This window comes from Desulfobacter hydrogenophilus, from assembly GCF_004319545.1.
Classification (GTDB): Bacteria; Desulfobacterota; Desulfobacteria; order Desulfobacterales; family Desulfobacteraceae; genus Desulfobacter; species Desulfobacter hydrogenophilus.
The window spans coordinates 4,088,705-4,108,375 of sequence record NZ_CP036313.1; the positions used below are offsets into that span (position 1 = coordinate 4,088,705).

The 19,671-nt window shown below is 44.4% G+C and carries 19 protein-coding genes and 2 pseudogenes; 3 read left to right on the top strand and 18 right to left on the bottom strand.

Annotated features, from left to right (window positions below; translation table 11 throughout):
- Window positions 1–14: 14 nt before the first annotated feature.
- Window positions 15–416 carry a toprim domain-containing protein gene (locus EYB58_RS18175; RefSeq protein ID WP_163354687.1) on the bottom strand — a complete coding sequence of 134 codons (402 nt, stop codon included), beginning with the start codon at window positions 414–416 and terminating at the stop codon, window positions 15–17.
- The gene (locus EYB58_RS18180; protein WP_111960783.1) at window positions 394–1,323 is read right to left on the bottom strand and encodes a DUF3991 domain-containing protein; all 930 of its coding nucleotides are present in this window, start codon (window positions 1,321–1,323) and stop codon (window positions 394–396) included. The genes EYB58_RS18175 and EYB58_RS18180 overlap by 23 nt, the downstream gene beginning before the upstream one ends.
- Between EYB58_RS18180 and EYB58_RS18185 the strand changes: the two genes are divergently transcribed.
- Both EYB58_RS18185 and EYB58_RS18190 read left to right on the top strand, forming a co-directional pair.
- Entirely contained in the window at window positions 1,285–2,661 is a 1,377-nt protein-coding gene (locus tag EYB58_RS18185; protein WP_165477780.1) for an IS1380 family transposase, read from the top strand. The two genes, EYB58_RS18180 and EYB58_RS18185, sit on opposite strands and share 39 nt — an antisense overlap.
- 333 nt (window positions 2,662–2,994) lie before the next feature.
- Complete coding sequence (locus tag EYB58_RS18190) at window positions 2,995–4,332, top strand: IS701 family transposase (protein ID WP_111960851.1); 1,338 nt, start codon at window positions 2,995–2,997, stop codon at window positions 4,330–4,332.
- On the opposite strand, the gene EYB58_RS23340 is transcribed toward EYB58_RS18190, so the two are convergent.
- The 13 genes and pseudogenes from EYB58_RS23340 to EYB58_RS24215 all read right to left on the bottom strand — a co-directional run.
- Window positions 4,304–4,612 (bottom strand): hypothetical protein, encoded by a 309-nt coding sequence (locus EYB58_RS23340; protein ID WP_163354723.1) that lies wholly within the window; start codon window positions 4,610–4,612, stop codon window positions 4,304–4,306. The genes EYB58_RS18190 and EYB58_RS23340 overlap by 29 nt on opposite strands.
- Window positions 4,613–5,142: 530 nt before the next feature.
- On the bottom strand, window positions 5,143–6,381 hold the full coding sequence (locus EYB58_RS18200) for an IS91 family transposase (RefSeq protein ID WP_131072012.1): 1,239 nt from the start codon (window positions 6,379–6,381) through the stop codon (window positions 5,143–5,145).
- The gene (locus EYB58_RS18205) at window positions 6,381–7,211 is read right to left on the bottom strand and encodes a tyrosine-type recombinase/integrase (protein WP_111960837.1); all 831 of its coding nucleotides are present in this window, start codon (window positions 7,209–7,211) and stop codon (window positions 6,381–6,383) included. The genes EYB58_RS18200 and EYB58_RS18205 overlap by 1 nt, the downstream gene beginning before the upstream one ends.
- A gap of 602 nt (window positions 7,212–7,813) precedes the next feature.
- Window positions 7,814–8,419: an IS630 family transposase gene (locus tag EYB58_RS24175; RefSeq protein WP_242637634.1), complete on the bottom strand. Its 606-nt coding sequence runs from the start codon at window positions 8,417–8,419 to the stop codon at window positions 7,814–7,816.
- Entirely contained in the window at window positions 8,332–8,826 is a 495-nt protein-coding gene (locus EYB58_RS24180; protein ID WP_242637426.1) for a helix-turn-helix domain-containing protein, read from the bottom strand. Before EYB58_RS24180 ends, EYB58_RS24175 begins: the two co-directional genes overlap by 88 nt.
- Window positions 8,827–9,070: 244 nt before the next feature.
- Window positions 9,071–10,066 carry a DNA-primase RepB domain-containing protein gene (locus EYB58_RS18215; RefSeq protein WP_163354482.1) on the bottom strand — a complete coding sequence of 332 codons (996 nt, stop codon included), beginning with the start codon at window positions 10,064–10,066 and terminating at the stop codon, window positions 9,071–9,073.
- Window positions 10,067–10,246: 180 nt separating this feature from the next.
- Window positions 10,247–11,581 (bottom strand): sigma-54 interaction domain-containing protein, encoded by a 1,335-nt coding sequence (locus EYB58_RS18220; RefSeq protein WP_111958763.1) that lies wholly within the window; start codon window positions 11,579–11,581, stop codon window positions 10,247–10,249.
- Window positions 11,582–11,764: 183 nt separating this feature from the next.
- Entirely contained in the window at window positions 11,765–11,992 is a 228-nt protein-coding gene (locus EYB58_RS24185) for a helix-turn-helix transcriptional regulator (protein ID WP_242637427.1), read from the bottom strand.
- A gap of 31 nt (window positions 11,993–12,023) precedes the next feature.
- Window positions 12,024–12,380 carry a hypothetical protein gene (locus EYB58_RS24190; RefSeq protein ID WP_242637428.1) on the bottom strand — a complete coding sequence of 119 codons (357 nt, stop codon included), beginning with the start codon at window positions 12,378–12,380 and terminating at the stop codon, window positions 12,024–12,026.
- 137 nt (window positions 12,381–12,517) lie between these two features.
- A complete protein-coding gene (locus EYB58_RS24195; protein WP_242637429.1) occupies window positions 12,518–13,516 on the bottom strand; it encodes a PAS domain-containing protein in 999 nt (332 codons plus the stop codon).
- A gap of 159 nt (window positions 13,517–13,675) precedes the next feature.
- Window positions 13,676–13,867: a protein-glutamate O-methyltransferase CheR gene (locus EYB58_RS24200; RefSeq protein WP_242637430.1), complete on the bottom strand. Its 192-nt coding sequence runs from the start codon at window positions 13,865–13,867 to the stop codon at window positions 13,676–13,678.
- A pseudogene (locus EYB58_RS24600) lies at window positions 13,868–14,026 on the bottom strand (hypothetical protein); the annotation flags it as partial.
- Between the two features lie 65 nt (window positions 14,027–14,091).
- Window positions 14,092–14,555, bottom strand: a pseudogene (locus EYB58_RS24215) (chemotaxis protein CheB); the annotation flags it as partial.
- Here EYB58_RS24215 and EYB58_RS23600 point away from each other — a divergent pair.
- The gene (locus EYB58_RS23600; RefSeq protein WP_207309187.1) at window positions 14,479–14,682 is read left to right on the top strand and encodes a hypothetical protein; all 204 of its coding nucleotides are present in this window, start codon (window positions 14,479–14,481) and stop codon (window positions 14,680–14,682) included. The pseudogene EYB58_RS24215 and the gene EYB58_RS23600 overlap by 77 nt on opposite strands.
- A 210-nt stretch (window positions 14,683–14,892) precedes the next feature.
- Here EYB58_RS23600 and fusA read toward each other — a convergent pair whose 3' ends face one another.
- The 3 genes from fusA to dxs form a co-directional block, all read right to left on the bottom strand.
- Window positions 14,893–16,962: an elongation factor G gene (gene fusA, locus EYB58_RS18235; RefSeq protein WP_111958761.1), complete on the bottom strand. Its 2,070-nt coding sequence runs from the start codon at window positions 16,960–16,962 to the stop codon at window positions 14,893–14,895.
- A 75-nt stretch (window positions 16,963–17,037) separates the two neighbouring features.
- Window positions 17,038–17,790: a TlyA family RNA methyltransferase gene (locus tag EYB58_RS18240; RefSeq protein WP_111958759.1), complete on the bottom strand. Its 753-nt coding sequence runs from the start codon at window positions 17,788–17,790 to the stop codon at window positions 17,038–17,040.
- Window positions 17,780–19,657: a 1-deoxy-D-xylulose-5-phosphate synthase gene (gene dxs / locus EYB58_RS18245; protein WP_111958757.1), complete on the bottom strand. Its 1,878-nt coding sequence runs from the start codon at window positions 19,655–19,657 to the stop codon at window positions 17,780–17,782. The genes EYB58_RS18240 and dxs overlap by 11 nt, the downstream gene beginning before the upstream one ends.
- Window positions 19,658–19,671 lie beyond the last annotated feature (14 nt).

Sequence of the window (19,671 nt, forward strand, 5' to 3'; positions counted from 1 at the left end):
ATTCCCCTAAATGTTTAATGGAACCTACTCATTCCACGCCGTTGTCGCTGAGATTCAAGCGGTTTCTGCGCTTTTTCTGGTTCATCCCAACGCTGATTAATATCCCGTTCAGGCGTTTTTTTCAAAACATCATTCCAGTCCTGCCCCTTGCGCTGCGGCAAGTTCTCCTTAAATTTTGCGCTGGCCTTTTGACAAATGCGCTCTAAATCCCGGCTGTACCGCTTGCCGGCGTCATCGTTATCAAACGCTCCGACAATGGTTTTACCCCAGTTACGCTCCACCAGGGCGGCAAGCTGCTCCTCCTGGGCGTGTGACATCTGCCCGGCAAGGCTCACATAAACCGCCTTGTTGTGTGGGTGTAATTGTACATGGGAGAGCGCATCAATACCGCTTTCACAAATGACTATTTTTTTCAAAATCGCCTGGGGCTTTGGAAAACCACAAGCCTTTATCACCTGCCCTGGAGAAGTCCGTAAAATCGGTGTTCTTTTTTTCCAGACCGGAAAACCCTTGCTCGTTGTGGTGAGGGAAACAAACATTTTGCCTGTCATCACCGACTACCGCACCCAAAAAACGGAAATCCATCAAAACTCTTTGGTCAATACCCCGATTGACAAGGCATTTGACGTTTTTAAGGTTCCGAATCTTGGCTTTCTCCTGGGCCAATTCTTGGGCCTGGGCTTCTTTGGTGGGCTTCGGCCTGGGCGGTGCGATCTGCACCTGGGGATGTGGCGAACCTAAATAGCTCCGCAATTCCTTGCGGACATGACCAAGAGTTTTCCCGGTCTGGTGTTGGCAAAAATCGATCACAGAACCGTTTTTACCGCTTCTTAGGTCATGATACATAGGATCACCCCCCAAACCTCTAAAAACGGTAATTTTTGCGTCTCCTGCCCTCAGAACAGTATTACACTTGCAGGACTTGAACTTGTCAATCTCAAAACCGTATGTGCTGGCGTATTCAGCCAGATTGATTTCCCGCTTAAAACGGGATAACTCGTCCGTCATAAGTTCTCGGGTCCTGTCCCTAATAGCTCCTGGGCTATACCGTCGTAAGCTTTGGTTAATTTTTCCACTTGCTCGGTCAAGCTGCTGACTTGTTTCTGCAAGCTTTCGATAATTTCGGCTTGCTGTTTCTGCGATTCGATCACGGTATTGATTAGACCCTCTCATTGCACAAATAAAGTAGGAAATTAGCAAAGAAAATGCTTGAGGAGGCCTATGAATAAAGGTTATAATGAGTTTTCGAGACAAAAAACAACCTTCTTCAGGAGGCCACCCCAAGTGAAGTCCAGTAAAGCACAAATTATTACTAAATTCCATAAAATTCCTGACATTAAATTCGAAGATCAGCAACTCACTTCCTTTTCAGGTTTGTTGATTTTTCAACTATTCTTTAAACGGATAGAATTGAAGGACAAACTCCAAAAATGCTTTTCTAATTTGAAACTATCCCCCATTTTCGGTCATCATTTGGTTGTGATGCTGCTTATTATTCACCTGATCTTGGGTTTTAGGAGATTGCGGGAAATTGATTATTACCGGGATGATCCTCTTGTTCTCCGCTTAATGGGATTGAAAAAGCTTCCTGATGTTTCAACAATTTCAAGAAGTCTATCCCAGATGGACACTCAAAGCATTGGAAACCTTCGTCGGCTGTCCAGGTCATTTGTAATAAATGGTCTCCAACGGGAAGATTTCGGAAGGCTTACTCTGGATTTTGATGGTTCGGTTTTATCAAGCAAAAGGCATGCTGAAGGGTCTGCCGTTGGATACAATAAAATCAAAAAAGGTGCCAGAAGCTACTATCCTTTATTTTGTACGATAGCTCAAACAGGCCAGTTTTTTGATATGCATCACCGTCCCGGTAATGTTCATGATTCAAATGGCGCAGCAGATTTTATGCTCAGGTGTTTTAAAAAAGCTAAATCTCAATTACCTATAACTATCATTGAGTCCCGAATGGACAGTGCCTTTTTCAATGAGGAGATAATCTCCTTGATGTCTGAAAACCATGTGAAATTTACAGCTTCTGTTCCATTTATAAGGTTTGCCGAGCTTAAAAAAATGATTGAAGACTGCTGTTCGTGGGATGAAATTGATAAAGAATGGTCATATTTTGAAACCCAGTGGAAACCCAAATCCTGGAACACTGAGTTTCGGTTCGTGCTTACTAGGAAGAAAGTCAAAAAACAACAAAAAGGCCCTCTCCAGTTGGATCTTTTTGTACCACTTGATTTGGATTATGAATACAAGGTGATTGTGACCAATAAAACTGAATCTGCAAAAGCAGTCGTCTTGTTCCACAATGGCCGTGGCTCTCAGGAATCCATATTCGGTGATGCTAAAACAGATACTGCCCTCGGTGTTATTCCATGCAACCGGTTATCATCAAATCAAGTTTTTACTATTGCTTCCATGATGGCCCATAATTTTTCACGGGAAATGCAAATGGTTGCGCATCCTGCAGCAAACCGTGCTAAACCAAAACGTCCAGCGGCATGGAAATTTAAAAAATTGGATACCATTCGGCATCAGATCATCCAAAGAGCGGGTCGCTTAACTCGACCTCAGGGAAAACTCACTCTTACGATGAGCCCAAACCAGACAGTTAAAAAAGATTTACTCCATTTTATGGATGTGTTGCAAAAAGCAGCGTAGACATGAAGTGATTTTTGAAAAACTTTATGCAACATTGGGGTAGACTCTGTTCCAACTCTGTCAGTGCCATTGGTTATTTCCTTATGATTTTCAGGGCTTCTCTTTTCCCTACTGAAGTTTCCTGAAAATTAGAATCGGTTTGAGAAAGCCTCAAGATGCAGTTGGCATGGAAATTGAGTTTCATTTTTCATGCCAAACTTAAACGGTTTGTTGAAATAACATACTGAATTTATTTAAAATAAGCGATAAATAGATCTTGGAAGGTAGGCGCTCCTATGGTATATTTTAATTGGCTAATTAATTGAAATTATACCAAAAAAGGAGCGACCTACCATGTTTATATTACGTGATTTGCTATTACCTCTGCAAGCTGTATTTTCTAATACTGTTCAGGGACAGAAACGGAAGGTCTGGTTTGTATACACGCTATTGGCTGTGTTGGTTCCATTTACATCATCAATCACCTCTAACCTGTTACGTGCCCTGCAAACTCTATTTGGTTTAAAGCTGAAAAGTCAGCGCTTTTATGCCTTCATGGCAAGCCCAACATTACCATGGAAAGGACTATGGCATACGATGTGGGGAATGATTCCGTCACCAGCTGTAAAAGAACGAATTCTGCTAGTACTGGATGATTCCATAAACCCAAAGAGTGGAAAAAAAATTTTTGGTTGCGCATATTTTCACAACCATGCCTCAAAGTCTAACCAAAGTTCGTATCCATGGTCACAGTGTATTCTGGCAGTAGGATTATTGAAAAAAATAAAATCCAGATGGGCCTGCCTGCCTCTTGATTTTCGATTTTATATGATGAAAAAGGACATTGAGGCAGAATCTGCGACTGCCACACGGAAAGGAGAGGTTCTTCATTTTGAAGACAAAATGGCACAGGCGGCCACAATGATAACGGATATTCGAAATTACTATAAGCAACCGGTGTTGATTGTGACAGATAGCTGGTTTGGCAACAATGGCCTCTGGTCCAGGTTGGATCGTAGAAATGAAGGCTCTTTCCACCTGCTTTCTCGTATGCGAACAAATATTATTCTGTATGATTTTGCACCTGTCGCTACAGGAACACCTAAGGCTGGCCGTCCACGAAAGTATGGCCTACGTTTGGGTTCTGTGGATGATTGTGCAGGGAGGTTGAAGGAGAACTCCCAGAGTTATAGGGTTTTTCTCTACGGCAAAAAAAGGGAAGTGCTGGCGTATTCACAAACCGTTATGCTGAAGACGATGAAGTGTAGGGTGCGGGTTGTCTGGGTTTATCGAAAAACACGGTACGTTGCCCTCATGACCACAGATATGAGGCTTTCGGTTGAGCAAATTATAGAATATTATGGCGCGCGCTGGAAAATTGAATCAGGATTTAAAGAAATTAAGCAGGAGATTGGCAGTTCAAAATCACAAGTTCGGAATTCGGAAGCCGTACTGAATCACCTTAACTTCTGCATGATGTCCACAACGCTGACATGGATCTATGCTGACCGGTTGGAAAATGCACCCGATCGAAGATATAAAATTCGGGGACGAGCCGGATTTGCATTTTCTGATGTGCGGCGGATAATTGCGGAGGCGGCATTGAGTTCTGATTTTTATAGTGTTTGCCCTGTGCCAGCGCAAACCCCACAAAAATCTTTCGTCAAAATCCTGCTACGCATGGTTGCATAGCAAAAAACTCGATAAATTTACAGGAAACTTTAGTTTTCCCTACCGTGGCCCCGGTCTCTATCGTGTCCCCCTCTGGCATCACGATGTAAAATTTGTCCTCGTACTCCTTGATCTCTACTCCCAACGTTTCCATAGTGTTTAATGTTTCCTGGGCGGTATTGATCTGCGACTCGATCAGGGCTTTTTCCTCCATGGAGCTGGTCACGCTCGACGACAGATATTGCATCAGTCCCCAGCTCCCGGCGAAGATGCCCAGAAAGATTCCCAGACCGATCACCAAGGGCTTGATCCATGCCCTGGTCAAGACGATTTTTAACTTGAGATATTCCGTAGATACAATTACTAATAGCAGTGGAGTTGTGATTGGTTTTTATAGATTGTGGGATGCAAGCGGTTATGAAGAAGGCAAATTCACCTATCAGAATAGATCTAAAAGCGTTTTATCATATAGTCCCGCCCACAGAAAAGGCACGACAATTAGATCCACCAAAATCTTTTGGTAATGCTGAACCGGTTGTTTCAACGAGCGGGATTATTGATAAAACGTTGTTGAACAGAGCCGGTGGTCAGGGCCGGTAACGAGTGTTTTCACTATGGGGTTTATATCGATTGCTGGCAGACTGTGCAAGGATAATTTGGTGTGATTTTGATGGTAAATGCTCAACGATTCGGTTTTGAACTGCTGCATATATTCTGCTCTACGGATATAGGCGGTACTTGTTTGTATTGTGCCGGGTTTTCGACGCACCTCATGGGTATGGCCTGAAGCCATTGCCTTTGCCACAAGTTGTTTTAGATCAAAGATTAGGGTCAAGAAGTATCCCAGGCAGCCACCTTTTTATTTGGGACAATATAGCCAATATATACCGGCAGCAACTCGTAAAGTCTTGTCAGGCGGCCTTTGCCACATTTGGGGCATGCTTTAATGTCAATGCCGGTCAGTCTGTGCATCATTTCTTCTACTGACTCATTTTCAGGATGTGCTGGCTCTTTGAACTTATCACCCGTCAATTTTCGGATCAGTTTTATGTTCACTGCTTTGTACCGGGGGGATAGAAAACCAAAGTGCCTGATTTTTTTAAACCCTCTGGGTAGCACATGAAGCAGGAACCGTCTGATGAACTCCACAGCATCAAGAGTCATCTCTTTTATGGCATCATTTTGAGCCCGGTCCTTCCAGGTGAACACAACTTTGCCGTCTTCAAAGGATTTGATACGGTAATTTGAAATGGCGACTCTATGGGTATACCTTCCTAAATATTCCAGGACTTTTTCAGGGCCGGAACAAGGGGCCTTGGCGTAACCGGACCATTTCTTTTTCCGGATAATTTTGATCAGGCGGTTGAAACCAGAACGGGTGCCGTACTTGGCCGTATTACCCGGGAACTTGAGATCCCCGTCCTGGTATAGTTGCTTGAGTCCTTTGATGTAGATGCCCTTGAACGCCTTTACTATGGAGGCTGTCTTGAATAGAAAATTCGTTTTGGATGGGGTCCATTGGGTTTTGTCTTCTGACAGCACACCGCCGGGAACAAGGCAGTGCAGATGAAAATGGTCCAGGATGGTCTGGTTCCATGTATGCAATACGGCAATAAAGCCAGCCTGCCCCTGGAGTCTCCATTGGGGATCGGTAGCAAATTGTTTAATGGTCTGATTTACCGAGGAGAACAGCAGGTCCAGCAACGGCTTCATATTACAGAGGATGATAGGATTCAGGTTGTGGGGCAGTGTGAACACCAAATGATAATAGGTGGCAGGCAATAGTTCTGACACCCGTTTATCTAACCATTTTTCCTTGGTCATGGTCTGGCATTTGGGGCAGTGCCGGTTCCTGCAGGAGTTGTAGGAGTTCTTTTGGAAATCGCAGTCAGGGCAAGCGTCTATATGGCCTCCTAAAGCAGCTGTTCGGCAGGTAATGATTTTATTCATGACCTTTATCTGTTCGTGTGAAGCTCCGAAAGTTTCCAAAAAGCGTTGCCCAGCGTGTCTGAAGATATCGGCAATGTCATGTTCGGGTCTGCTGCTTTTATTGCAGCATTCTCCGATCATTAAAGCACCACGTCAGCCGGGCTGACAACTTGGGATATGGCCTCATTGCTGATGTGAAGATACTTTGCCGTGGTTCTGATGGATTTATGACCGAGCATCTGCTGAAGTACATGTGTCCGGGTTCCCTGTTCGAGAAGGTGAGTCGCAAAGCAGTGACGAAGGGTATGTATGCCTTTGCCACGTTTTACACCGGCTTCTAACTTGGCCGTGTAATAAATTTTCTGAGCTGTCTCAACTGGCATCGGTTTTGATCTGGTTTTGCCGAAAAAGATCCATTCGTTCGGTTTAAAAAGCCGCCAGTAGTCTTCCAGAGTCTTTAGTAAGGTATCTGACAAGACTGTATACCGGTCTTTTCTGCCTTTACCTTGCTCTATCCGTATCATTTTGCGGGATCTTTCAATGTGTATCGGTTGGAGCTTTACAACTTCACTGACCCGCAATCCTGCGCTGTATGTGGCCAGAAGAAGGGCATAATGCTTGGGGTTGGTGCAGGCATTCAGTATTTGCGCCACTTCTTCCCGGCTCAGTGCCATGAAGATTTTCCTTTCCTGAGGCCGGGGCGGTATGGAAATCTTGGGCTCCCGTTTTAATACATGCCTGTAAAATCTCTTTATCCCTGAGAACTGTACATTGCAGCTACTCCAGGCCAGTTGTCGGTCTGCAATAATATAGTCGAGATAATCTTGGATCTGGGAATCGGTCAGTTGATCCGGTGCTTGCTTGTAGTGCGCGGCAAGCAATTTTACCGCATTCATATACGCCGCATTTGTTTTTGGCGAAAGCCGGTGAAGAGTCATGTGTCGATCAAATTGTTGGCGAAGTTGTGTCATCTTTTCCTCCTGAATTATGGGTGGATACTCAGGAGAATGATGGAATAAGACAGGGTAAATATAAAGGGATATTGTATAGTCGCGGCTGACTGGCCCATCAATGGGTAAGATGCCAGGTTGGCGTTTCTTTCCGCGGAGCGGTTTTGTTCAACTACAAATTATCCAGGCAACTTAATGAGCGATTGGATCAACATCCAATAATTTGTTATTATATTTTATTGCCACCCATTTTATAAAAGGAGGATTCAACGATGACTACAATACAACAAACAGCTATAATTTCATCTTATTCCACGAATCTAACAAAACAAACCAGCTATGTCGCTTCCTCAGATACAACCTCCCAACAGAGTGAAGCTCTTTCACTATCTGATATTGCAAAAGAATATGATGTTGAAAATATTTCTCCCAAAGAAATGGCTCAAATGAGTCAAGAATTATATGATAATAATCATATTTCACTCAAGACACATGCACTTTTATCTTTTCAACCCGAGTTAGGTGATTTCGACGCTATACTTGCTCAAAAAACCGGCACGTCATCTTCATCCTCATTTTTATCTAACCAGCGTAGTAAGTACATGGACAAAAATAAATCTATGTTAAGAAAACGAAATTGTAAATTCCTTACCGACACTTGCCAATATATTATCCAACTCAGCTTTCAAAAATTTAAATCCTTTATAAGCAGATGTTGATAACCAAAAGTATTTGATATGTTTCCATAAAATTTCAATCAGATTCAACTCCGGTGAATATTTGGGGATAAAGTATAGAAAAAGTCCTCTTTCTTCCCATGTCCCAACTTGAGCTTTAAAAATGGCGCTGTGATGTATTGGAGCATTGTCCAGAACAACGATGGTTCTTTTTGTTATGGAACGTGAAAAAACATCAAAGCAGGCCACGACAATATCTGAAGTAACCGAGCAATTAAAAACGCAAGGGAAAAAGTCATTTTGCTTATTCAAAAAACCCAACACATTGATTCTTGAGGTTTTTCCGCTCGGAAGTAAAAGCTGCTCATCCGCCTCTTGCCAGGCATATGGAATCTCAGGCACGCCGGTAAAGCCAGATTCATCAAAATAATACAAGTCAATGATATTTGCCTTATCTTCATCTTTCAAGATTTCAATTTCCTTTTGCGCGTCCCTGAACTCGTTCTCATTGCGTTTGCTTTTGAGAGATTTCCGTCCTCGACACCAACGCAGTTTTTTTTTATAATTCGTTTCAGGGTTTTTACGCTGATTTTTTTACCAAACGTTCCCTCTATTTCAGTAATGGCACTTTTAAGTTGTCTTGGATTTTTCTTTACAATATCAATGACTTCATCATGTTTATCACCAGGGATCAGTGGTGTCCTTCCAGGACGTGGTTTATCAATTAAAGAGTCAAATTGATATTTTCCCCATCCATCGATCCACTTCGAAACTGTTTCCTGAGTAGTCAAACATATTTGTGAAATCTGATTGATACTATACCCAGAGTTGCTCAATCGAATTGCTTGAGCCCTAAGTTTAGTACGGTTTGACTCTTCATCCGAAAATTCAATAAGTGACAGCCATTTTAATGCCAATGGCTCAATTGGAGAAACAAATTTTCTACCCGTACGTTTCATCTGATATCCTTGCTATGCAAATTAAAATAACAACAATGATTTATTGCAAAGCAATAATAAAACAAGAATTATTTTTGTCCACCTACTTAATTTCTTACAGGAATGGGAAGATCGTTTGCAATCTAAGCAGGATGAAGGGCTTGCAATTGAAAATACAAAAGAGATTGTCAATCTTTTGCAAAATCTCAGTACACTCTCGTAATTTGGATAATTATTTATCACCCCGCAAGACTTCGACCGCCGATCAGCGCCCCCCCATGCTCATACCCCGGCGCTGTTTTTTTGATTTGGCTTGCTCCTGGATACGCTCCTGATCCGCACGTTCAACGGTTCGGTGGGCGTAGTCTTTCAAGTCGCTATGCCGTGTTTCAATGCTTGGAGAGACTTTGACCAGGGCAGCTTTTACAATTTCCTTTCTGTAACGGCCCAAAAGTTCTTTGCAGGCCCTGAAGTCAATCTTTGAGTTGTCCAGGGGCCAACCCTTTGCCACAGCCAACCCCTTGACCTTGTGCCAAGCTCGACAAAAGGCGTGTTCAGCGCTGGTCAGCCCGTTAACCTGCTTTTTTTCTTCAGCCACGGCCTTGATTATAGCCTTTCTGGTGACAGTGGCTTTTTCAATCCTCGGATTTTCCATGGCCTGGGCCATGCGTTCGCAGAGCCCCCCCTGGGCGGTCTTGATTTGCACAAAGGGAAAATTGCCGTTCCGATCCTTGTGTTTAGGCTTCGGATTCGTAAATCCGGCCATGCGAAATGGATGGATAACCCCGGAGAAATTCGGGTCCCCAAATTCCTTGTTAAGCCGTTGAACCACGTTATTAGCGGCCTTCTGTTCGGTGACGGAATTCTTCACCCGGGGGATTTTAAAAATGGCCTGGACGTTTCCAGGGCTGCTCTCCTGGGTGAGTGCCGGCTTAAATCCATGTTGCTTCAACTCGTCCACCTGGGCGGCGCTGGAATCGTCCAGCACAAGATAGTGATGGTCCTCGTCGATCGGCGTTATAAAAATATTTCGACCTTGGGCATTTTTAGCCGAAAGAGTTGGTATAAGGTCCTTTACTTCTTCTTTGGTGTAAAATCCCTCCTGTCCCTGGCTCCCCTGGCCTTTGCCCATATTCCAGGGTTTAGCCATGCCAAGGGGATCAGTGAGAGTGATCCGATAAGCCGGGGAGTCTAAAGCCGCCGCCTGACGGTCCCAACTTTTTTCTTTTGCGGTTATGTGCTTTTGGGTGTAATTGCACATTTGGGTGGAAATCCCCATAGCAGAACAGATAATCAGTTGATATATAAAACAATCTTGACGAAATTAGCTTCCAAAAAATAAGGCTAAGAAATGGATAAAAAACGGGAAGTTTGAATTCAAACAAAACATAATAAATTCAAAAGCTTTCTCAAGATCCTATGGCGGATTTCCCCTAAATGTTTAATTACACCCATCTTTGCTCAAATGCTTGTAGGATTTATCAAGATCATCAGCCAGATGGAGTTTGGGGCTTGATGAATTGATCACTGCCCGTTCAAGAACATTTTCCAACTCTCTAACGTTTCCCGGCCAGTGATAGTTTAAAAGGGCATTCATTACATTTTTGGGAATCACTTTGATTTGCTTACCCAATCTCCGGGAGATTTTATTAATATAAAAATCAGTAAGGAGGGGGATATCCTCTTTTCTTTCGCGCAGCGGCGGCATGGTAATCGGAAAGACATTGAGCCGGTACCACAGATCTCTTCGGAAACGCCCCTTTTCAACTTCTTCCTCAAGATTTCGGTTTGTCGCGGCAATAATCCGTACATCCACCTTAGTGGTGCGCGAATTACCTAACCGTTCAAATTCACCATCTTGAATTACCCTGAGCAGTTTTGACTGCAATTCCAGGGGCAGTTCTCCGATTTCATATAGAAACAGGGTGGCGTTGTCAGCAATCTCAAATCGTCCCTTATGGCTGCGATCTGCACCGGTGAATGCCCCTTTTTCATGGCCGAAAAGCTCGCTCTCTATAAGATTTGAGGGCAATGCAGCACAATTGACTTTGATCAGTGCCTGGTTTTTTCGGTTGCTGAAACTATGAATTGCACGAGCCACAAGCTCCTTACCAGTACCTGTCTCACCCAGAACCATAACGGTTGTATCACTTTCTGCAATTTGCTCAACCTTGAAGAGCACATATTTAAGCCCATCACTCTGACCAATAATGTTCTCGTGATTATGTTCCAGCTTAATCTCATCTTTAAGATACGCGCGTTCATCTTCAAGTTGCTTTTTCAGCACTTTTATTTCCTCAAGGGCTTCTTCGGCAAGTCGTTTTTCATGTTCGGTCTTTTGTTTTTCCAGAACAAGTTGGATGGTTCTTTTTTCCACTATATCCTCAAGATCCCGCTTATAATGTTCTGATTTAGTCACATCCTCAATAGCCAGTAGAATCAGTTCCACTTTTTTAAAATCGTTATAAATCCTTCTGGCATTCAGATGCATAATTTTAGGCCCAATGACATCAAAGGAATGTTCCACTTCAAAATCATTGAGCATGGTATTTTCAGGGAGGATATTTTCAAGTAATTCTTTGAGTCTGGGGATATTCCACTGCCCGTTGCCAAGGTCATAAATTAAAACCCCTTCCGTGTCTTCTTGCTTCGCACAAAATGTCATATAAAAAGCTTGATTTGCTTTGATAATTTTCAAATCAGGATCAAGAACCATGAGCGGTTCACGGAAGGAACTGAGAGCATTAGTGAAAATGTTTAAAAAATTTTTTTGCATTTATGAATCCTAAAATGATTCAGTATTGTCCGATTAGGTTGTTGAGGGAATAAATAAGTGCAGCGGGAACGTCCGCTAACTTCACTGGCCCTCACCTTCATGGAGGTGGACATGCCACTCATAATCCAAACATTTTGAAAATCAATTGTATTGATTTTCAAATAGAATAATTATAGGGGAGGCTTACTCGTTATGCAATACGATAAAATAATAAAAAAAACTAATATATCGACTATTTAAAATAGGGGATTCCTTGAGGAACAACAGGAATGACCGAAGATTTATTTTCTTGTTTTTCAGGTTTGTTTTTGCCCGGATATTATCCCGGTGGCGGGCGACGGTGTGAAAAGAGCAGTTCAGGATTTGTGATATTTCTTTGTTGGATTTTCCCGATTTAATAAGCTGGGCCACATGAATTTCCGTAGGGGTTAAATTTATCAGTTTATCTGATAAATTTTTTGAAAACGGGGGAAAGGATATTTTTTGAACGCAATTCCAGAATCTTGATTATTTCTCGCTGATCTTCTTGTGTCAGTGTGCTTTTCAGATTTTGAATAATGGGGCTAAGCAGTATTTTATAGTTGGCGAATATATTTTGTTCAATTTCGTCTTTATCCAGTTCTCTTCTTTTCAGCAGCACGGTCAATGCTGCATTCATCTCTTCGAGTTCAGCAGCCTTGTTTTTTAATTTCAGCTCAATTTGCTTGCGAGTGGTAATATCGATCTGGGTTTTTATAATTTTGGCGACTTGTCCGTTTGTGTCCAATACCGGGAAGGCAAATATTTCGAGGCTGAGCATATTTCCCTGATCATCGTAATGTAACTGTTCTCCAAAAAAGGGTTTTCCCGTTCGATTGACTTCCTGTATTGGGCATGGATAGTTATCACCGGTACAAGGCGTGCTCCGCTGGCGGGAAACTGCATGACATTTGATTTCTATCCTTTTCCCCCGCCGTAAGCATCATTGGCCCGTTCAACGGTATAGTCGGTTGCGTTTATAACGGCAAACGGGATTGTTATCGAATTAATGGCTGTTCTCAGGAACATCTCGCTGTCCTTCAATGCCTCTGTCAACCGGACTCGCTCTATGACATGCCCCAACCTTTCCACGATGACATTGAGCAAATAATACTCTTCTGTCGAAAATGGCCCTTCATTAAAAGCCGGCCGCTTCTCTGTATAGCACACCGTCATCTGCCCCGCCTTATTTCCCTGAATGACAATATTACCCGTCTGCATCCATTGCGTTTTGCAAAAGCCCTCAGTCTGAAAGATCTGCCCTTCCAGCTCAATGCAAGCTTCCATGATTTCTGGAAATTGCCACGCCTGGGGAATCATCAGAACTGTTGATTTCAATACCTGGTTTAAACTGATATCCGGTTTTTCCAACAGCGCGGAAAGACGGAATAAAAGATTCACTTTATAGATCCGTTCTCTTAATGCATACTCTAAACGCTTGGACTCGCTGATGTCAGTCAGGGTAAGCCAGCAGACGGGAGATTGTCCGCCGTTCTTTGCAATCATAAAATCCAACCGCGCCCAGAACAGCGATTTGTCATTTCTTAGCATTTGCAGCTCAACTGTCTGGGGCTCACCGGTTTCAAAAAGGATTTTCCAGTGGCGGTTGTATGTATAATAATCCTCCTTTAATATAAACTGAAAGACCGGCTTATTGATCAGGTCACTTCGGATCTGGCCGAGCAGGGTGGCGGCAGTGAGATTGACATCCAGGATGAATCCATTTTCATTAACAAAACAATAACCCACCGGTGCGAGATTATAAAGGTCGAAATAACGCTTGCTGGAGATCTCCAGTTCCTCTTGAGCCGCACATAGTTCATCATTTTGCATTTCCAGCTCAATCTTTTGCACCTCCAGCTCGTGAATCACTTCACCGATTTCTTCGCGTGACAAGGTTGTCAAATCGTCTGGCAACAGTCTTGTTTCTTGTTTGATTTTTTTTCAGCCCTGCATCTAAGGACAGGGGCTTTATCGGGTTGGTTGTCCTTGATATTCAAATGTACCTACTTTATTATTTTGGATTGCCTGGATAAGAACTAAAGCAGAATACGGTATGGGAAGCTTTTTTCTTTTTTAAGCATCAGTCCCCAGGTTCCCTAAAAGGTCCGGCAGGACATCTGTTTTCAGCACTTCAAAGGATTCCGGATCACGGAAAAAACTGGTCACACCAATCAACAACTCTCGAAACAGGGCGTCTATTTCGTCGGGATTTTCACTTAAATAGCGCACATAAGCTTCGTGACTATTGATTTGGTTCAGACTCATCCGACGGCTGATGCGCCTGAGAATCGTATTGGACTTATAGGATGAAAAGTCATGACCGACTTGTGATCGGAGAATGGCATAAATTTTATGTATCCAGCTTTTCTTAACTGGAAGCGTAGCTGGATATCCTGGGACCGGTGGACAGCGTGTAAAAAATATTGAATGAGTTTATCAGGCATGTCAGCCGGTATCATGGTTATATCAACAATTCCGGTATTGAATGTACTGCGGGGCATATCGTCATATTCGGCCGATTCCTCGGATTGAACAAATACAAACCCGTCATTAACTTTGATCTCTTTAATGCCCAGCGTACCGTCTTGCCCATACCTGACAGCACAATTGCAGCTGCATTGCTACCCTGATCCTGGGCAAGCGACCGGAAAAAGAAATCAATAGGCAGCAGGCCCCCATTTGTTGTTCTATCCAGAAGTTGAATTTTTCCGTTGTAAACTGAAAGATCCTTATTAAGGGAAATGATATATGCGCTGTCCGGCTCAAGGGGATCTCCGTCTTTTGCGGCTGACACCGGAATCAATGATATGTTTTGAAGCAGCTCCGGCAGAAGGCCTGGCTGGTTAGGCGTCATATGTACCAGAACAACAAAAGCCATGTCGCTTGTTGGCGGAACCTTTGTAAAAGAAGCCTTTAATGCTTCCGATCCTCCGGCTGACGCACCCAACCCCACAAACGGAAATGATTCGGGTGCTGATTTTTTTTCGATACTGCCGGTTGCTTTTTTCCTCCGGGTTGTATTACCTTTTGACTTCGATTGCGGCAATCCAGTTTTTGTTTCTTTCTTTTCGGGCAGTTAAACCTGCTTATTAAGACAAAAAGTAATCGTCATAATCAATAAATTAACGAGTAGCACATTAATCCGGATTGTTCGCCCAATTTGTTGTGGTTTGAATGTCGGTGCGCATAAATCATTTAAATTCACAAAAAAAATAAGCCGCTCGGATTATATGTCCGAACGGCTTATTAAGCATATCATCAGGCAGAACCCAATGGATTAAATATAAGTGTTAGCCTTCTTTTTCAGCATTGACCTTTTCAATAATTTTTTTGGCCAGATCCGGCGGTACTTCATCATACTGCTCAAATTCCATGGTAAAGGATCCTCGGCCACCGGTCATGGAGCCTAGGTCCGGTGCATACCGAAGCATTTCGGACATGGGTACAAGTGCGTTGATAATCTGTTTGTCACCTTCGGTATCCATGCCAAGTACCCTGCCGCGTCTGGAATTCAGATCGCCCATGATATCACCTGTGGCATCATCGGGTGCCTTGACGGATACCTTCATAATGGGTTCAAGCAAAACCGCCTTGGCCTCGGCTGCAGCTTTTTTAAACGCCAGGGATCCGGCCATTTTAAATGCCATTTCCGAAGAGTCAACAGCATGGTAAGAACCAAAATCCAGGGTGGTGCGGAAATCCACACAGGGAAATCCTGCCAGAACACCTTTCTGCAAAGCTTCCCGGATACCTGCCTCAACCGCAGGAATATAATTTCTGGGAATCACGCCGCCTACAATTTTATCTACAAACTCATAACCGGATCCCTTGGGAAGGGGCTCAAGCTCAATCCAGCAGTCACCGTACTGACCATGGCCACCGGACTGTTTTTTATGCTTGCCCTGGACCCGGACTTTTTTCTTAAAGGTTTCACGATAGGCAACCGTGGGTGTAGCAATGTCCATACCCACATTGAATTTGCGCTGGATCTTTTCTGCAGTAATTTCAATATGAACCAGGCCGCGGCCGGAAAGAATAGTCTGGCGGGTTTCTTCCTCACGACGCAGGGTAAGACCGGTATCCTCTTCGAGGATTTTGCGCACGGCTTCATGGATTTTATCTTCGTCACTTTTGGACTTGGGGGAAATGGCAAAGGATATGCACGGGGGCAAGGGCGCAGGTGCCGGAATCTGGATGGTTTTGCCGCCGGTCAAGGTATCCCCTGTCAGGGTGCTTTTCAGTTTTGCCACAGCCACAATGTCACCGGGCAGTGCACCGCTAATCTGTTTTTGCTCTTTACCGGCAATTTCAAGAAGCTGCGAAAACCGCTCCTTGGTGTCCTTGGTGACATTGAAGACATTGCCTTCCTTGCCAAGTGTTCCGGAAATCACCCGGAAAAGGGAAAGCCTTCCCGCATAGGGGTCAACAATGGTGGCAAATACAAAACCTGTAAATTCAGCATCGGGATCCGGCGCCACTTCCACATCGTTTCCATCGGCATCCTTGGCAATCCATGCGCCGCGGTCAAGAGGGGAGGGCATATAGTCATTGATAAAATCAAATACCACATCAACGCCGATCATCTTTGTGGCGGATGTGCAGATGGCCGGATAAAACTGGGCATCAAGAACGCCTTTCCTGAAAGCCCCTTTAATTTCTGCTTCGGTCAGTTCTTCGCCTTCCAGATATTTTTCAAGCAGATCGTCATCAAGCTCTGCGATATTTTCAACGAATTCTTCCTTATCAGCGGCAATTTCATCTGCCATATCTGCCGGGATATCAATTTTTGTGGCCTTGCCGTCGGCATCATACTCAAAGGCTGCGCCAGAAATAATATTTACAAGACCTTTAAACCCGTCCTCTGTTCCAATGGGATAGCATACGGGAATGACTTTCTTTTTCAGGGCCGTATCGCACGCGGCAACCGCAGTGCTAAAATCTGACCGTTCACGGTCAAGTTTGTTGATAATAACAAAACCAGGCAGGTTATATTCCAGGGCGGAAACGGCTGCTTCCTCGGTCATGGCGGAAGGTCCGCCAACACCGTCAATGACAAAAGCCATACTGTCGGCTACAGGAAAACATGTTTTGGCAGCAGAAAAGAAATTTTGGTCTCCGGGGGTATCCATTAACGTAACGACATGCTTGTCATGCGTATACTTAATAAATGACGTGTTAATACTTTGCTGCTTTTTGGTCTCTTCGGGCTGGAAATCCATTACTGTATTTCCTTCTTCAACCTTGCCAAGGCGATTTGTCACCCCGGCTTTGAACAGCATAGCCTCAGCAAGAGTTGTCTTGCCCGCACCTCCATGGCCCGCAAAAGCCACATTCCTCATGGATTTGATTTCTTCGCTCATTACGGCTCCTTTAGAATATTAATGAAATAACAATACTCTAAATAATCAAAATGAAATAAAAATAACAGACTTATTTTATTTTTTTTGATAAACTAATGAAATTACGTATTCCTCATTACCCTTGGCACCTAAAACCGGTGAGGTGACGGTTCCATTCACCTTGTACCCCCTGTCCTGGAAGAAAAAAATAATATCCTGCTTTACCTGGTTTCTGATTTGAGGATCCTTTACGATGCCGCCTTTGCCTACATTTTCTTTTCCCGCCTCAAACTGCGGTTTGATAAGGGCTAAAATATCCGTGCCGGTTTTCATGAATTTTTCCGCTGCCGGGATAACGGTTTTTAAAGAGATAAAAGAGGTGTCCGCCACCACCGCATCCATGGGTTGGCCGATGACGTCATAGGGAAGGTGTCGGATATTGGTTCGCTCTATGACCATCACCCGGTCATCCTGTCGAAGGGACCAGTCAATCTGCCCATAGCCCACATCCACCGCATACACTTTTTTTGCACCAAATTTGAGCAGGCAGTCGGTGAAACCACCTGTGGAAGCACCAATATCAAGACAAACCGCATCCTGAACAGATACGGGAAAATTTTGAAGTGCTTTTTCAAGTTTGAGTCCACCCCGGCTGACATAGGGATGATCCGGGGCTTTGACGTCAAGTTGTGCATCCCGGTTCACCTGGGTGCCGGGTTTATCGACCTTGATACCGTTGACCAGAACCTTTCCGGCCATGATCATGGCTTTGGCTCGTTCCCTTGAGCGTATCAGACCCTGGTCAACCAGGACCTGGTCCAGGCGTTTTTTGACAATCTTATTTTTCACTGCACAACTTCAAGCCTGCTGCCACAACTGCCTGGGCATCAATGCCGTAATACCTTCGAAGCTCATCCTGGGTGCCGTGTTCAACAAATTCATCGTTAATGCCCACCCGGTTTACGCGGCACCCTGAAAGGCCGTTATCACAGATCAGTTCAAGGATGGCCGATCCAAATCCACCTGCCAGCACATGTTCTTCAATGGTCACCACCTTTTTGATTTTCCCGGCAAGATCAAGGATCAGGTCCGCATCCAAAGGCTTTACAAACCGGGCATTGACCACGGTGCTTTCAATGCCTTGGGCGGATAATTGTTCTGCGGCATCCATGGCATCATTCACGCAGCGGCCAATACCGATGATCAACAGATCGTCGCCCGTGCGAAGCACCTTTGCTTTTCCAATGTCAACGGCTTTGGCATTGTAATCAAGATTGACGCCCTGACCCGCTCCCCTGGGATAGCGCAGGGCAATGGGGCCCTGGTGGGCCACAGCAGTTCGCATCATCCGCACCAGTTCATTTTCATCCATGGGTGCCATAACGGTCATATTGGGCATGGACCGAAGATAGGAAAAATCAAACAACCCGTGGTGGGTGGGACCGTCTTCCCCCACAATGCCGCCACGGTCCAGGGCGAAAATCACGGGATGGCCGTCAATACAGACATCATGAAGAATCTGGTCATAGCCGCGCTGCAAAAAGGTAGAGTAGATGGCCACCACGGGTTTTGCCCCTTTGATGGCAAGGCCTGCGGCAAAGGTCACCGCATGCTGTTCGGCAATGCCTGCGTCAATAAACCTGTCGGGAAACTGTTCGGCGAAATGGCCCAACCCCGTACCTTCGGGCATGGCTGCCGTCACCGCCACAAGACACTTGTTTTGTTTTGCAAGCGCAATCATACAATTGCCGAACACCGAAGTGTAAGAGGGTGCGAAACTTTTTGACGCCGGGCATTTTCCGGTATCCACGGAAAAGGCGCCCACGCCGTGAAAATAGACCGGATTTTTTTCTGCAGGTTTATACCCTTTTCCCTTTTTGGTGGTCACATGCAACAGCACCGGGGAATCGGGATCTTTAATATTAGATAGAATATCAATGAGATGATCCAGATTATGGCCGTCGATGGGGCCGAAATAATCAAAATTAAAGGCCTCGAACAGCATGCCCGGGGTTACAAAGGTCTTAAAAGACTCCTCCCATCTTTTGGCCCATCCATACATGTCATCACCGATCTTGGGCACGGATTTTAAAAACTGCCCAAACTGGTTACGCATGTTCTGCAGGGCTTTGTGGGAAAGGGTCCGGGACAGGTAAGAAGAGAAAGCGCCCACATTGGCAGAGATGGACATGTCATTATCATTTAATATAACGATGTATTTCTGCTTGAGATCTCCTGAATGGTTCAATCCTTCATAGGCAAGCCCTGCGGTCATGGAACCGTCACCGATGATTGAGACCACATTGGAATTGTCCTTCTTGAGTGACTTGGCATAGCACATGCCAAGCCCTGCAGAAATTGACGTGGAGGCGTGCCCCACAGTCAACGCGTCATAGGGACTTTCCTTGATTTTAACAAATCCTGAAATGCCCTTGTATTTTCGAAGGGTGTCAAAGTTTCGGTGGCGGCCGGTTAAAAGTTTATGCGCATAGGACTGGTGGCCCACATCCCAGATCAGGGTATCCTTGGGTAAATCAAATACGTAATGCAGGGCAATAGTCAGTTCGACGACACCTAAGCTTGATGCCAGATGCCCGCCATTTTTTGATACCACATCAATAATTCTGCTTCGGATCTCCCGGGCAACAGCACCGAGTTCGTCCCTTGGAATCTTTTTTAGATCATCAGGGCCATTTATTTTGTCAAGATATTTCAATGCCTACCTCTTCA